Origin of the sequence: Cytobacillus firmus (genome assembly GCF_023715565.1) — a bacterium.
Taxonomy (GTDB): Bacteria; Bacillota; Bacilli; order Bacillales; family Cytobacillaceae; genus Cytobacillus; species Cytobacillus firmus_C.
Genome location: NZ_JAMBOJ010000027.1, coordinates 17593 through 31972 on the forward strand (window position 1 = coordinate 17593; position 14380 = coordinate 31972).

At 43.5% G+C, this 14380-nt stretch carries 13 protein-coding genes and 1 other annotated feature; of the genes, 6 read left to right on the forward strand and 7 right to left on the reverse strand.

Annotated elements, in window-relative coordinates; all coding sequences use genetic code 11:
• Nucleotides 1-27: 27 nt before the first annotated feature.
• The gene (locus tag M3205_RS12495) at nucleotides 28-807 is read right to left on the reverse strand and encodes a hypothetical protein (RefSeq protein ID WP_251170255.1); all 780 of its coding nucleotides are present in this window, start codon (nucleotides 805-807) and stop codon (nucleotides 28-30) included.
• Nucleotides 808-933: 126 nt separating this feature from the next.
• Between M3205_RS12495 and M3205_RS12500 the strand changes: the two genes are divergently transcribed.
• A complete protein-coding gene (locus M3205_RS12500) occupies nucleotides 934-1977 on the forward strand; it encodes a lactonase family protein (RefSeq protein WP_251170212.1) in 1044 nt (347 codons plus the stop codon).
• Between the two features lie 36 nt (nucleotides 1978-2013).
• Here M3205_RS12500 and M3205_RS12505 read toward each other — a convergent pair whose 3' ends face one another.
• The 6 genes from M3205_RS12505 to M3205_RS12530 form a co-directional block, all read right to left on the reverse strand.
• Nucleotides 2014-3804, reverse strand: a complete 1791-nt coding sequence (locus M3205_RS12505) for a methyl-accepting chemotaxis protein (RefSeq protein ID WP_251170213.1) — start codon at nucleotides 3802-3804, stop codon at nucleotides 2014-2016.
• Nucleotides 3805-3942: 138 nt separating this feature from the next.
• Nucleotides 3943-4935, reverse strand: a complete 993-nt coding sequence (locus M3205_RS12510; protein WP_251170214.1) for a zinc-binding dehydrogenase — start codon at nucleotides 4933-4935, stop codon at nucleotides 3943-3945.
• A 78-nt stretch (nucleotides 4936-5013) separates the two neighbouring features.
• The gene (gene tyrS, locus M3205_RS12515; RefSeq protein ID WP_251170215.1) at nucleotides 5014-6261 is read right to left on the reverse strand and encodes a tyrosine--tRNA ligase; all 1248 of its coding nucleotides are present in this window, start codon (nucleotides 6259-6261) and stop codon (nucleotides 5014-5016) included.
• Nucleotides 6262-6309: 48 nt separating this feature from the next.
• Nucleotides 6310-6516 (reverse strand) — a binding site (T-box leader).
• A 106-nt stretch (nucleotides 6517-6622) separates the two neighbouring features.
• Nucleotides 6623-7363 (reverse strand): type I methionyl aminopeptidase, encoded by a 741-nt coding sequence (gene map / locus M3205_RS12520; protein WP_251170216.1) that lies wholly within the window; start codon nucleotides 7361-7363, stop codon nucleotides 6623-6625.
• 152 nt (nucleotides 7364-7515) lie between these two features.
• On the reverse strand, nucleotides 7516-8091 hold the full coding sequence (locus tag M3205_RS12525; protein WP_251170217.1) for a nucleotidyltransferase family protein: 576 nt from the start codon (nucleotides 8089-8091) through the stop codon (nucleotides 7516-7518).
• Complete coding sequence (locus tag M3205_RS12530; protein WP_251170218.1) at nucleotides 8081-8713, reverse strand: NUDIX hydrolase; 633 nt, start codon at nucleotides 8711-8713, stop codon at nucleotides 8081-8083. Before M3205_RS12530 ends, M3205_RS12525 begins: the two co-directional genes overlap by 11 nt.
• A 322-nt stretch (nucleotides 8714-9035) precedes the next feature.
• On the opposite strand from M3205_RS12530, the gene M3205_RS12535 reads away from it, so the two are divergent.
• The 5 genes from M3205_RS12535 to M3205_RS12555 all read left to right on the forward strand — a co-directional run bounded on the left by M3205_RS12535 (nucleotide 9036) and on the right by M3205_RS12555 (nucleotide 14366).
• Nucleotides 9036-10805 (forward strand): sensor histidine kinase, encoded by a 1770-nt coding sequence (locus M3205_RS12535; RefSeq protein ID WP_251170219.1) that lies wholly within the window; start codon nucleotides 9036-9038, stop codon nucleotides 10803-10805.
• Nucleotides 10774-11505, forward strand: a complete 732-nt coding sequence (locus tag M3205_RS12540) for a LytR/AlgR family response regulator transcription factor (protein WP_251170220.1) — start codon at nucleotides 10774-10776, stop codon at nucleotides 11503-11505. The genes M3205_RS12535 and M3205_RS12540 overlap by 32 nt, the downstream gene beginning before the upstream one ends.
• Before the next feature lie 262 nt (nucleotides 11506-11767).
• Complete coding sequence (locus tag M3205_RS12545) at nucleotides 11768-13219, forward strand: carbon starvation CstA family protein (protein WP_251170221.1); 1452 nt, start codon at nucleotides 11768-11770, stop codon at nucleotides 13217-13219.
• Nucleotides 13219-13383, forward strand: coding sequence for a hypothetical protein (locus M3205_RS12550; protein ID WP_251170222.1), 165 nt, complete (start codon nucleotides 13219-13221; stop codon nucleotides 13381-13383). The genes M3205_RS12545 and M3205_RS12550 overlap by 1 nt, the downstream gene beginning before the upstream one ends.
• 62 nt (nucleotides 13384-13445) lie before the next feature.
• The gene (locus M3205_RS12555) at nucleotides 13446-14366 is read left to right on the forward strand and encodes a ketopantoate reductase family protein (protein ID WP_251170223.1); all 921 of its coding nucleotides are present in this window, start codon (nucleotides 13446-13448) and stop codon (nucleotides 14364-14366) included.
• Nucleotides 14367-14380 lie beyond the last annotated feature (14 nt).

The window sequence follows — 14380 nt, forward strand, 5'->3', positions numbered from 1 at the left end:
TAACGGGAAATAAATAGGAGAATTCCCCTAATGGGCAAGATTGCTGTTTTCAAGCTTTTTATAAATACTGAGAGCCTCTATTAAAAACTCGCGGTCATACCCTGTCTTTTCATGAATCCGGGCCGCCCATCCTTCAATAGATTCTGCGGGAGCATCATGGTACAGGCCTTCTGTGGTACTAAGGAAGCTTTGCCAGTTGTAAAATTCCCAGTGTGCGGTTTCGTTTTTATAGGAAATCCGCTGCTCCAGCAAAGCCTTTGGATAAATATAGTTTTGGGAACGTTCGGCTGCTTCATGAAAGAAGTTCATTTCAACCGGATCCGTATCATAATTTTGCCGCGATATTTTTCCGTTCGGCCGATGATAGGCAATTTCCAGCTGTCCCGGTTCAGATGAAACCTGAACATCTGCCGCCGGGAAGAATCCTCTTATCTTTTCCGGAGTAAAATTCCGTGACTTTGAATCAATTAATATGGGCTGCAGCCATTGGTCGCCAAGATCACATAGAAAGCGGCGGCCCTCTTCATCCACTGCCACCACTGCAGCATGGGCTGAAGAATTATGTAATTCGTGGCCAACCGGATAGGCCTGAATTCCAGCCTCCTTAAATTCGTGCAGAAGCCAAATGGCGAGGTCAAAACAGTTTCCGGAAATGCCATATTGGGCATGGTGCTCCTTCATTAAAGAAACATCCCGCTGCTTTTTCGTTCCTGCTTTATCGGAAAACCATGCTTTTGTCAGTGTCTCCATCGGAAAGTGATCAAATTTTTGCCAAACAGACAATATCGATTGGGGTGCCTTCAATATGATCATCCTCTCATATATATTTCTATTTACTATTCTTTTTGGATTATCAAATTCCTCTTCCTTTTGTTTGAACTGAAATCTATGATAGAGTATTTTTCAGAGAAAAGAATTTAAAGGAGGCTCCATATGGCCAAGTACAGAGGATACATAGGGACATATACTAAGGGAGAAAGTGAAGGGATTTATACATTTATTCTGGATACCGATGCCGGCAAAATTTCCGATGTGAAAACGGCAGCGATTTTGGATAATCCCACCTATTTAACAATCAGCCAGGATAACCGTTTTTTATACTCGGTAGCCAAGGAAGGAGAATCCGGCGGAGTAGCTGCATATCGTCTGGATAGCAGCAGCGGTTCACTTAAGAAGATCAACAGCCAGGTTTCTGCCGGTTCCCCTCCATGTCATGTCAGTATAGATTCTGCCGTCCGCAATGTTTTCAGTGCAAACTATCATAAAGGAACAGTCGAGTCTTACTTAACCAATGAAGATGGCTCTTTAAATCCTGCTGTTTCGGTTATAGAGCATAGTGGATCAGGTCCTGACAGCAGGCAGGAAAAGCCTCATACCCATTACGCGGGGCTTACTCCGGACGAAAAATACTTAGCTGCAGTTGACCTCGGAACAGACCAGGTGATTACGTATGAAGTAAGTAATGGCATTCTAAAGGAAACTAGCACCCTATCCGTTAAACCTGGGAGCGGACCGAGACACCTGGTGTTTCATCCAAATGGAAAGTATGCCTATGTGATGACCGAGTTTAGCTCTGAAGTGCTTTTACTTGAGTATCATGAAGATGGAAGTTTCGTTCAAAAGCAGGCTGTAACCACGCTTCCTGAAAGTTTTACGGAAAATAACCAGGGCAGCGCTATTCATATCTCAAGAGACGGCCGCTTTGTTTATGCGGGCAACCGCGGGCATGACAGCATAGCTGTTTTCTCCGTCAATCAGGATAATGGAGAGCTTGCATTTGTGGAGTATACCTCCACAGAAGGAAACTGGCCGCGTGATTTTGTAATCGATCCATCTGAAAAATTTGTAATTGGCTCGAACCAGAATTCAAGCAATATTGTTTTGTTCTCGAGAGATGAACATACAGGGAGGCTAACTTTGCTTCAGTCTGATGTGAAAGTGCCTGATCCGGTTTGTGTGAAGTTTTTAAATGTATAAGTTAATGAAAAGAAAGAGCCCGCAAAGGCTCTTTCTTTAGATTTTAAACTTCATAGCCTTTTCATGGAGCTCCTGTGCCATGTCTGCAAGGACACCTGTTGCGGATGAAACTTCCTGAATGGCAGCGCTCTGCTCCTCTGTTGCACCTGCAACCTCCTGAGTAAGCAGCGCAGCGTGAGTTGCATATTCATCAACCGTATTAAACGAACCTGAGAGCTGGCTCGTGCTAAGCTGTATCTTTTTCATTTTTCCGGATACACGCTCCATTTGTGCATACGTTTCTTTTACAGCAGCCGATATCCCATCGAAGGAATTCCAAGCCTCACCAAAAAGTATAATACCCTCTTTTACTGTTCTTTCTCCTTTTGAAATGGATTCAACCGCAATTTTGGTTCGATCCTGAATGTCGAGAATGAGTGAAGAAATTTGTTTTGCAGAAGCACTTGATTGCTCAGCAAGTTTTCGGACTTCATCTGCAACAACTGCAAACCCTTTGCCGTGCTCTCCGGCTCTGGCAGCCTCGATAGCAGCATTCAATGCAAGCAAATTGGTCTGATCAGCAATCTGACTGATAATCGATAGAATCTTCTCGATTTCTGCAGACTTCTCATCCAGCATATGAATAATTCTGCCAGTCTCATCCGTGTTTTGGCTGATAATTTCCATCTGCTTAATTGCACGATTAACGGTCAGCATACCCTCTTCTGACCTGGCAGCTGTATATTCAGAGGACTGTGCGACTTTTCCTGACAAAGAAGAAATTTCCCTGATATCGTCTGTAATTAGATTCAAATGTTCGCGGGACTCGGCAACCTTTCCAGCTTGGCCTTCCGTCCCTTCAGATACTTCCTGGATGGATCCTGCAATTTGGTCTGTGGCCTTTGCCACTTCGTCCGCATTTGCATTCAGCTGTTCTGCAGAGGCTGCCACCTGCTGAGAAGTATCTATCACGTTGGTTATCAGCTCTTTTAAATGATCCATCATTTCGTTATAGCTTGATACCAGCATGCCTAGTTCGTCCTGCTGCGCTGAATACAGTTTATCGACTGAAAGATCACCTTTTGCCAGTCTATACATGCCTGACTGAAGTGCTCCAAGCCGTTTTATGAAATTTTTCATAAAGATATAAACAATCAGCAGTCCGGCCAGCACAGATAATCCGGCAATGATTAAGGACTTATTCAGTATATCTCCTCTTATTAGAAGAGCAAGCTTGTGCATATCAAAATCAAGCCCTGCCACTCCCTCAATATTCCCATTTTCATTTTTAAAAGCTTTCGCTAATGTAATAGTAGATTTCCCTGTGCCAGTGTCAATATAAGGATCAGTCCAGATTGCCTTTCCATTTGCCTCTTTTGCACTTAAATACCAGTCACGCTGCCTAGGATCAAAATCCCTCAGGTCTACTTCTGAAGGCGGGATATTTGAAAGGTAAAACTCTCCCTTACCTTCTGTTGCAAAATATAGGTTTAAGGTGTTTTCGTAATCACCTGCTTTACTGCTCAGGTAGGTTTCATAGAATTGTGTTTTCAATGGGTCATTGGCTGCCGGCATATTTGTAATCTCTTTTGCCATTTTATCCGGAAATGAGTATGTATTTGACTTCAGTTCTTCCGAAACAGTTAATTCTGTTAAAAATTGTTCATAATCTGCAAAAATTCCCTTGAAGTCCGGATTGATTTCCTCCAATGAGCTCTTGGGGATAATTGCATATTCCAGCACTTTAGTCTGCTGATACGATAAAAATCCGATTAGCATTAACGGAACTAGTAAAAGCAGGATCATAATCAGGCTCATCTTAAACCTTAAAGATTGATAGAACTTCATTATAGCCTCCAAAGTTGAAACATGTAGAATTTAAGGCTATTCTACCACTACTAATGATTCATAACAATAAATTTTTAGAATGTTCCCAAAATTTTTCCTTATAGTAATAAACACCTCTGTTCCGAGGTGTTTATTTTCTTATCTAATCGTAAAGGCAATTTTCCCCCATTGCTCTGCGTTTGAGATTTTATCAAAAGCCTGTTCATAATGTTCCAGGTGAAATGCCTGATCCAATACCGGCCTTATTTGATGTTTATCAATAAATTGGAGCATTTCATCGTATTCCTCTGCACTTCCCATTGTCGAGCCAAGCAGGTTTTGCTGAGCGTAAAAGAGACTGCGGAGATTAAGTTCCAGCGCATCTCCTGTAGAGGATCCAAAGGTTACAATGGTTCCGCCATTTCGAAGGATTTCCAGAGATTTATTAAATGTAGCCGGGCCGACAGATTCAATGACAAGATCCACCTTTTTCCCGCCAAGAGCTTCCTTCCAATCTTCGCTGCTGTCCAAGGCTTTGTCTGCACCAAGCTCCAGAGCTCTCCGGCATTTCTCTTCGGAACGGGAAGCCACATACACAGTCGCCCCTGCCGCTTTAGCGAACTGCATCAAGAAGGTTGCCACTCCCCCTCCAATTCCAGGAATGAACACCTTCATGTCTTCCTTAAGCTTTCCTCTTGTAAATAATGCTCTGTATGCGGTTAGTGCTGCAAGGGAGAGGACGCCTGCTTCCTCCCAGGTTAAATATTCTGGCTTTTTTGCGGCATTTTCAGCCGGAATCACAATGTATTCTGCGAATGTCCCATGATACGGCAAGCCGACGATTTCAAAACCGGCGGGCGGTGCCTCGGTCTTTTCCTTCCAGCCAAGCCCCGGATTGATGATGACTTCATCACCCCGCTTCACTTCTGATACACCCTCCCCGACTGCATCAATGACCCCGGCACCATCAGAACCGATGACAAGCGCCGGATCTTCCGGTTTGTGGCGATGCGGGACAAATAAATCACGATGGTTCAATCCTGCCGTTTTTAGTTTCACCCTGACCTCGCCTGCACCCGGCTCAGGCTTTTCCATTTCACCATATGATAACCCGTCGAGACCCGCTATTCCTTTATGAATGATCGCTTTCATTTCCTCCACCTGCTTTTCTTTAAAAATTTCGTCTATTCTATCATAGCTTGAGAAGGAGCCGAGAAAAAAGAGATATGCCTAGCTTAGCCTTAGTTTTACAAACTTCCTTTTTCCTGCCTGAAGAACTAATCCATCTGTCATTTTCACAATCAGCTTTACATCGTTGACTTTTTCTCCGTTTAACCGGATGCCTCCTCCTGCAATCATTTTTCTTGCTTCTGTTTTGGATGGAAGAAGCCCAAGTCCTGCAATCAGATCTGTAATGAGCATTTCACCCTCTCCCTTCCATTCGATTTCCGGGATTTCCTTTGGCATGGCACCTTTTTGGAAAATGGTTTGAAAATGCTGTTCGGCTTTTTCAGCTGCAGATGCACCATGGTACATGCGGACGATCGTGCGCCCTAATAGCATTTTAGCGTCACGCGGATGAAGCGCTCCATTTTCCAGCCCTGCTGCAATTTGCTGCTTCTCAGTCACCGGCAAATCGGTTGCAAGATTGAAGTATTTTATAATCAACTCATCCGGTATAGACATCGTTTTGCCGTACATATTATTCGGATCCTCATCCACACCGATGTAATTTTTTTTCGATTTGGACATTTTCTCTTTGCCATCCAGGCCCTCAAGGAGCGGCATCAGGATGACAACCTGCTTTTCCTTTTCAAAATGCTCCTGCAGATGGCGTCCCATCAGAACATTGAAATGCTGATCAGTGCCGCCGAGCTCGATATCACTTTCAAGAGCAACCGAATCGTAGCCCTGCATCAGCGGGTAGAAAAATTCGTGAAGGGAGATCGGCTTTCCTGTGGCCAGGCGCTCTGAAAAATCATTTCGTTCCAGCAGGCGGGCAACCGTAATGCTTGCGGACATGCGGATAACATCTTCAAGCTGGAGGTCTGAAAGCCATGCTGCATTGTAGTGAAGATCGACTTTGTCCATGTCCAGCACTTTGCTGAATTGCTCGAAGTATGTTTTGGCATTATACTTCACTTCTTCATCTGTGAGCTGATTTCGGGCTGCCGATTTGCCTGTCGGGTCGCCAATTTTTCCTGTAAAATCGCCAATAATCAGCTGGATGACGTGTCCGTTGTCCTGAAACTGCTTTAATTTATTCAGCACAACCGTATGGCCAATATGGACGTCCGGTGCCGATGGATCTAGCCCAAGCTTAATTTTTAAAGGCTGATTTTGAAAAATGGATTTGGCGATTTTATTCTTTAACTCTGCTTCAGGCAGAATTTCCTGGACACCATTAGAGTAAATCTCAAGCTGCCTCTCTGTTTCGAGCTTTTGATCTTGTGTAAGTTTTTCAAAAAAATTCTCCATGTTCCCCATCCTTTCTATTATTGAAATATAAAAAACCACGCCCCTATAGAAAGGGACGTGGTTAACGCGGTACCACCCTTATTAAAGATTGCTCTTCCACTCAGCGGATTAACGGTCCGTGCCGTTCCCTGCTACTTCTGTTCACAGAGAAAGTTCGAGAAGGTAATTCACTGTTATCTATGTGCTGATTTTCACCGGGCATCAGCTCTCTAAAACAGGGAGAGAACAGCTACTGATTTCTGTCATTACTTTAAAATTTGAAATTTTTATTATTTTAGCGGATTGGTTTGGAATGTTCAAGTGTTTTTTTTAATCCTTAGAAGTAAATAAACCAGGAACATGCAATGTCCCTGGTTTATGTTTATTTCGTTAAGATAATGGGTCCTCCTTTTGTGATAACAACTGTATGTTCGCATTGGGCGACATGGCTTTTATTTGGTGTGACGAACGTCCAGCCGTCGCTCATTTCTCTTACTTCTTCATCTCCGCTCGAGATAAATGGTTCGAAAGCTACAACCATTCCTTCTCTTAGCAGCTGCTTATCCCATGGATCAAAATAGTTCAGGATATGGTCGGGCTTCTCATGAAGGGAGCGGCCAACACCGTGGCCGGTCAGATTCATGATTACGTTGAATCCATTGTTTTTTGCGACTTTATGAACCGTTTTACCAACAAGGCTCAGCTTGCCGCCCGGCTTTAATTTTTTCAGGCCTTCGTCAAAAGCTTCCTGTGCTGCACTACATAACTTTTGCAGCTTCTCGTCCTCGCCAACTACAAATGATAGGCCTGTATCTGCGAAGTAGCCGTCCTTAGATCCTGAAACATCAATATTTACCAGATCGCCTTCTTTTATTATGCGGCTACCCGGAATCCCATGGGCCACCTCTTCGTTCACGCTGATGCATGTGAACCCTGGAAAGTCGTATTCTCCTTTAGGTCCTGAAATCGCTCCATGCTTTTCAAATAGCTCTCCAGCTAGGTCATCAAGCTCCTTGGTTGTTACGCCTGGTTTGGTTTTTTCGATCATCACATCGCGAATCTCCGCAACAATTTTGCCGATTTCCTTCAGTTTTGCTAATTCTTCTTCGTTTTTTACAATCATACAGAATCCTGCCTTTTCTTTAGTTGTTATTTCTCTATTATAATCTAAATGTGACTTGCTTAATAAGAATTCGCATTTTCTCTTAATAAAAACCTGATAATCATGAGCATCATTAGTATTAAAGTCACTTATTAATTGGTTCTACCTATCAATCAAACGTTTGATTGAATTTCTTCTATCCCAGGCCATACTAATTTCCAGTTCTTTTTTTCAATTCGTTCCATGTAAACTCCAAACAATTTGCTATCTTCAGCAAACACAGGTGTGGGCTTTATTTTAAGAGCAAGCAGGTCCTCGATCCCCCATGGAGCAGTTAATATAATATTGTCTTTGTCATCAAGCTTTAATCCAAGGGCAGTAGCCGTTTCAGGAAATTTTGAGATTGCATTCACTGATGAAGTATATGGGGGAAGGTCATTAATGAGATGCATTCTTGCCTCATTTTTAACTGACCAGGGCACTTTAGGCAGAAAGGATTTAAGCTGAGACTCCAGTTTTTTTTCCGTATTTTCGCTAAGGTCACTCTTATTAAAATAAATGACATCCACATCCGGCAAGTGAGTTCTATTACTGAATCCATGAAGAGTATCCCAGACTTTTGCCCTCACAAAGCCTGCACAGACCCACCAGTCAGGGAGGTCTAATGACTTTGCGGCTGTTAGGATAGTCATCATCCATTTGTCCTGCTTTACCACCTTCACTATATCTTCTTCAGTCTTAATCAGCATGTTCCTTCTCCATCTCCCGAATTGAATGCAGTACGCGCCTGTAGTAGGAATCCTCATGCGGAACAAAGTCCTCTTTGCTCACTGCAATGGCAGAAGAGATTCTTTCATCTCTTTCAACCTGAATCCCTTCTGCCTTAATATGTTCTCTTGATTCAAACCAAAGCTCATAGAAGTCCTCCAGAGCAATCCGGTAGATTCCTGTTACTTCTTCCGGCTGCGGGTTGAACTCCTCCAGTGTATGGACGCTGTCATAAAGAAACACATGCGCCAGTTCTTTGTCGATAAAATTTTCTTTCTCTGCCAAATATTCAATGACACCCAGTGGCATCAAATCCGCAAAATCAACATGAATTCCCAGTTCTTCCTCCACTTCCCTCATACCGTCCATGACCGATTCATGGCTCATGAGGTGGCCAGCAGCCGTTATATCCAGAAGTCCGGGGTAATCCTTTTTGTCATTGCTGCGGTATTGAAAATAAATAAAATCCTGATCATGTTCCCTGCTCACAAACCAGCAATGAAAAGTTTCATGCCACTGGCCTTTTTTATGGACCTCTGCACGGGAAGCTACACCGATTTGTTTTCTGTTATCATCGAAAATATTAAGTATTTCTGTGTCCAAATAATATTGGCCTCCTCTTTTAGATAAACTAAATTGAAGGGATACCCAGCTTCCGGTTCCCCTGTTTCAGCTTTTCTGATTGATAAAAAAACCGTCCAGCATATCTGATGATATACCTTCTATATCCACTTTATATTCAATCATTTTGTCAGCTCTATTAACATCTAAAAAAAAACAGTTAACAATCCTGCTAACAAGATATTTTCGTCAATTATTTATAAAATGCCTGCGATTTTTTTGAAAAATTCAAACAGGCCATTTTTCATTTACTCTTCAATACATTAAAATGATGATAATAGACTTGGTTAAAGGGGCATATGGGATGTTTGAACTTCTGATTACGATGCTCGAGCGGCTTGGAATAATTGTCACCATTGCATTGATTCTGACAAGGTTCCGCTTTTTCAGGGAGATGATTTATGGGGAACGTTTAAAACGAGAGCACGAGTATAAAGCCATTCTTTTTTTCGGTTTCTTTGGCATCATTGGAACTTATTCCGGCCTGGCCTTTAATACAGACACTCTGCAGTTTAACCGCTGGGCATCCGAACTTGCCTCGGATGAAGCCATTGCCAATTCGCGGGTGATCGGGGTCGTGCTTGCCGGATTGCTTGGCGGTCCTAAAGTAGGAATTGGTGCGGGTATTATCGCAGGATTTCACCGATTTACACTTGGCGGCTTTACCGGGATTGCCTGCGGCCTTGCATCCATAGTCGCAGGGCTGCTTGCCGGCTTTTTCCGCCGAAAGAACGAGCATGTAAAGCTGTCCTCAGCCTTCTTCATTGGGGCTGCGGCAGAAGCTGTGCAAATGCTGATTATTCTTGGAATATCAAGACCCATGGAAAAAGCTGTGACTCTTGTTCAAATGATTGGAATTCCCATGATTGTAGCAAATGGACTTGGAAGCGCCTTATTCCTGCTGATCATAAAAAATGTCATTAACGAAGAAGAAAAAGCAGGTGCTTTTCATGCACAGAAAACGCTACGGATTGCAGATCAGACCCTTGTTCACCTTCGGGACGGGATTAATAATAAATCCGCACTGGCTGTCTGCCAGATATTACATAAGGAACTTCAAATGAAAGCTGTTGCGATCACCAATCACACTGAAATCCTGGCCCATGTCGGCATTGGTGACGACCACCACCGTTCCGGAAGCCCGATTCAGACACAGATCACACGTGATGTCATAGAGCACGGTGAAATTGCGGCTGCCAATGTTCAGACCATTCACTGCCAGCAGGAAAACTGTCCGCTTGGTGCAGCCATTGTCGCTCCTTTGAAGCTGCGTGGAGAAACAATTGGGACGCTGAAGTTTTACTTCACTTCGGAAAAAGAAATGACCAATCTCTTGATGGAGCTAATCTCTGGACTGAGTGTACTGCTCAGCAATCAGCTCGAAATCGCTGAAGCTGATAAAGCCTACCAGCTGGCAAAAGAAGCTGAAATTAAAGCACTGCAGGCGCAAATTTCACCGCATTTTTTATTTAATTCATTAAATACGATCATTTCCCTTGTGAGGATTGAGCCTGCTCAAGCACGAAAATTGCTTGTATCACTTTCACACTTTCTCCGGCAAAACCTGACAGCCACAACAGTCAGCTGTACAACCCTCGAACAGGAGCTCAAACATGTAAAGGCCTATTTGTCCATAGAGGAAACCCGGTTTGTGGATCGGCTAGAGGTCATATATGACATTGAGGAAGAAGCCCTTTCGGAGAGAATTCCGCCGCTCACTCTGCAGCCGATTGTAGAAAACGCTGTAAAGCATGGGATTAAAGACAAAGAGCATGACTGTCTCATTAAGATCGAAATAATGAATCGAGATGGAAAAACGATAGTTAAAGTGAAGGACAACGGACAGGGTATGAGCATGGAGAGAGCTGACCAAATTGGGAAAGAAACCCTTACCTCCAAATCGGGATCCGGCCTTGCACTCTACAACATTAACAGACGGCTGTCGATGATGTTTGGTGAAGAAGCTTCCCTGCAAATTGCCAGCACGCCTGGCATCGGCACTGTCATTCAATTCGCTATTCCACAAACGGAGGAAAAAACTGATGGACAAAACGATTCGTGCCTTAATCGCTGATGACGAACGCTACAGCAGAGATGAATTAAAGCATTTAATGGAGAAATTCCCTGCCATTCAGGTTGTCGGTGAGGCTGAATCAGGTGAAGCAACAGTGATGAAAGCCATCCAGCTTCAGCCGGATGTGGTTTTCCTGGATGTGGAGATGCCTAAAATGAACGGTATGGAAGCTGCCAAGTCTCTGTACGAACTGAAAAAAGTGCCGCTCATCATCTTTGCAACGGCCTACCCGCAGTTTGCTGCTGAAGCCTTCCGCTATGAAGCGACAGATTATTTATTGAAGCCCTACGATGAAGAACAGCTCGAACAGACGATCAGGCGCGTGGAAAAACTGATTTGCCGCAAAAAAGAAAATGACATTGGCAAGCCGGCCGGCAAACTGGCAGTTGAAGAAGATGGGGAAATTTTATACCTGGAGCCAAAAGATATCCTCTATATTGGACGGGAAGAAAAAGTATCCAGGATCATTACCAAAACCGGAGAGCATGAAACCAAAATTCCCTTAAAGGATTTGGAAAGCAGGCTCTTGCCCTTCTCTTTTTTCAGGATTCATAAAAGTTACCTGGTGAATCTGGACTATATAACCCGGCTGACCCCCTGGTTTAACGGCGCCTATCAGCTGGAGATGGAAGGCCGGGATGAACTCTTGCCTGTGAGCAGGAACTATGTGAAAGCATTGCGAGTGCGATTGGAATTGTGAAAAAGCATCGGAAAACGGTGCTTTTTATGTGGAATTGACGGCTATATTCAGGGCTTCCGCTTTGAATTCAGGTCAATTTTTCAGCTCAATGTCTATTAATAAAGAGAATTTTCTAATCATTCTCACCCCTTTCTGCATCTTAATCTCTCTCCATTGCCTTTTAATCTTCATTTATTACATGTTGGACACAAATTGTTCAAATTTTATCTTTCTTTTATATAATAATTGTAAACGCATTCATAATTCGTAAAGGGGGATACAAATGATTACTTTTCTAGTCTGTATAGCACTTTTAATTGTTGGTTATTTTACGTACGGTAAGTTTGTTGAAAAAGTATTCGGTGTGAAAGAGGCACGGACGACTCCAGCCTATACTCATGCTGACGGTGTGGACTATATCGCTATGAGCACACCCAAGAACTCATTAATACAGCTATTGAATATTGCGGGGACCGGTCCTATTTTCGGCCCGATTATGGGTGCTCTTTACGGCCCAGTGGCCTTTATCTGGATTGTAGTCGGCTGTATCTTTGCAGGTGCAGTTCATGATTATTTAACAGGAATGATTTCTATCCGCAACCGCGGTGCCCATTTGCCTGAGCTTGCAAGTAAATTTCTCGGCAAAGTCATGAAGCATGTTGTGAACGCCTTCGCTGTTCTGCTTCTGTTGTTGGTTGGTACGGTGTTTGTTACGACTCCGGCTGATTTGCTTTATGTTGTGATGGATCAGAAGGTATCTCTGACACTAATCATTGCTGCAATTTTCATCTATTATATTTTAGCGACTTTACTGCCTGTTGATAAAATTATTGGCCGCCTGTACCCATACTTTGGCGCATTGCTTTTAATCAGTGCCCTTGGTGTAGGGATAGGCTTAGTTGCAACCGGTGCTAAAATCCCGGAAATTTCTCTTCAGAATTTCCACCCGGCTAACGCACCTATTTTTCCATTACTGTTTTTCACAATCACTTGCGGTGCTCTATCCGGTTTCCATGCAACCCAGACACCGATTATCTCCCGTACAACTCAGAATGAAAACCAGGGACGTAAAATTTTCTACGGCATGATGATTGCAGAAGGTGTTATTGCGATGATCTGGGCCGCTGCTGCTATGAGCTTGTTTGATGGCTATAACGGATTAAGTGACTTCCTTGCAAACGGCGGTCCTGGAGCTGTCGTCAGCGAAGCTTCCACTATGATGCTTGGTGCCGTCGGCGGAACACTTGCCATTCTTGGGGTAGTGGTCCTTCCAATCACATCTGGTGATACAGCATTCCGAAGTGCCCGTATGATCATTGCTGACTATATCAATTTCGCACAAAAGAAAATTTCAAGCCGTTTATGGATTTCGATTCCATTGTTTGCTGTTTCCTTGGCACTTACGCAAATCGACTTTAACCTTCTATGGAGATATTTCAGCTGGGCTAACCAATCAACTGCAGTGATCGCACTGTTTGTCGGTGCCATGTACTTGTATATTGCGAAGAAAAATTACTGGATCTCGCTTATACCTGGAACATTCATGTTGTTGATGGTCTTAACGTATATCTTAAATGCACCGATCGGCTTCGGATTATCCTGGACTGCTGCCTGGATTGGCGGCGCAATCGGCACAGTTGCTCTTGTAGTCCTGTTCTTCTCCGCTGCCAAAAAAGCGCGGGCGAATAACCTGCCGCTTGAAGAGGATATTTCTGGCTGGAAAAGATCTGCTTAATGGGCTGCTGCAATCCCAAATACCGGGATACCGTTAATGAGAAAGAAAAAGAATTAAACGATAAAGGCAAAGATTCTCTGTCTCTTTCTCTGTCTCTTTCTGCCAAATTGATTTTAGTGGCATTTATGTTAGCAGGAGCAGGATTCTTCATCTATTTAACTTAGCAATCTGGGAAAGTGCACGTACTTGCGTGCACTTTTCCCTTTAACCAAGGAGGTACTATTGTATGAGAATATTGATTGTTGGAGCCGGAGCCATTGGGGGCTATTTTGGCGGAAGGCTTTTGGAAAAAGGCATGGATGTTACGTTTTTGGTAAGGGAGAAAAGAAAGCAGCAGCTTGAGAAATATGGGCTGCGCGTGGAAAGTGTTCACGGGGAAATGCTGTTTTCGGAACCAAAAACGATTAAGGCAGGAGAAAAGGCAGATTCATTCGACCTCATCCTGCTCTCTACCAAAGCTTATCATCTTGAGGGGGCCATCAGGGATATCCGTCCATACACAGACAATAAAACTTTGATTCTTCCTCTCTTAAATGGAATTGCCCATATGGATCAGCTGACAGCAGCTTTTGGAGAAGAAAACGTTCTGGGAGGACTTTGCTTTATTGAAACCACTCTCGGTGAAAATGGCAAAGTGATTCAAACCAGCCCTGTCCATGACTTGGTTTTCGGGGAGCGTTCCGGCGAAAAGACGGAACGGAGTCTGAAGCTTCATGAAGCACTTTCAGGAACAAAAGCAAACTTCCGTCTCTCTGAAAATATCGAACAGGAGATGTGGCATAAGTATCTGTTTATCTCCACACTTTCCGGTGTCACCTCCCTGTTCCGCTCACCAATCGGGCCGATTCGCGAGCAGTTATTCGGATTGAATTCGATTAAAGAGGTTTTGAAAGAGTCATCTGCCATTATGAAAGGCTTAGATGCTCCGCTCGCTGATGGGATTGAAGAAAGCCAGGTAAAGAAAGTACATGAAATGGGCTATGAAATGAAATCCTCCCTGCAGCGGGATATGGAAAAAGGGCAGGCTATTGAAGCGGATCATTTCTTTGGATACTTGCTGGAAAAGGCTGATCTGCTGGATTTAGATGCTCCTGTTCTTGGAGCTATTTATGCGAACCTGCAAGTTTATGAGAAAAATAGTCTTTAATAACAAAAATCCGA

Coding starts and splice junctions, on each gene's coding strand:
- M3205_RS12535 (WP_251170219.1), top strand. CDS start 9,036: ATGTTTGAACTTCTGATTACGATGCTCGAGCGGCTTGGAATAATTGTC.
- map (WP_251170216.1), bottom strand. CDS start 7,363: ATGATTGTAAAAAACGAAGAAGAATTAGCAAAACTGAAGGAAATCGGC.
- M3205_RS12540 (WP_251170220.1), top strand. CDS start 10,774: ATGGACAAAACGATTCGTGCCTTAATCGCTGATGACGAACGCTACAGC.
- M3205_RS12550 (WP_251170222.1), top strand. CDS start 13,219: ATGGGCTGCTGCAATCCCAAATACCGGGATACCGTTAATGAGAAAGAA.
- M3205_RS12505 (WP_251170213.1), bottom strand. CDS start 3,804: ATGAAGTTCTATCAATCTTTAAGGTTTAAGATGAGCCTGATTATGATC.
- M3205_RS12545 (WP_251170221.1), top strand. CDS start 11,768: ATGATTACTTTTCTAGTCTGTATAGCACTTTTAATTGTTGGTTATTTT.
- M3205_RS12510 (WP_251170214.1), bottom strand. CDS start 4,935: ATGAAAGCGATCATTCATAAAGGAATAGCGGGTCTCGACGGGTTATCA.
- M3205_RS12525 (WP_251170217.1), bottom strand. CDS start 8,091: ATGCTGATTAAGACTGAAGAAGATATAGTGAAGGTGGTAAAGCAGGAC.
- tyrS (WP_251170215.1), bottom strand. CDS start 6,261: ATGGAGAATTTTTTTGAAAAACTTACACAAGATCAAAAGCTCGAAACA.
- M3205_RS12500 (WP_251170212.1), top strand. CDS start 934: ATGGCCAAGTACAGAGGATACATAGGGACATATACTAAGGGAGAAAGT.
- M3205_RS12555 (WP_251170223.1), top strand. CDS start 13,446: ATGAGAATATTGATTGTTGGAGCCGGAGCCATTGGGGGCTATTTTGGC.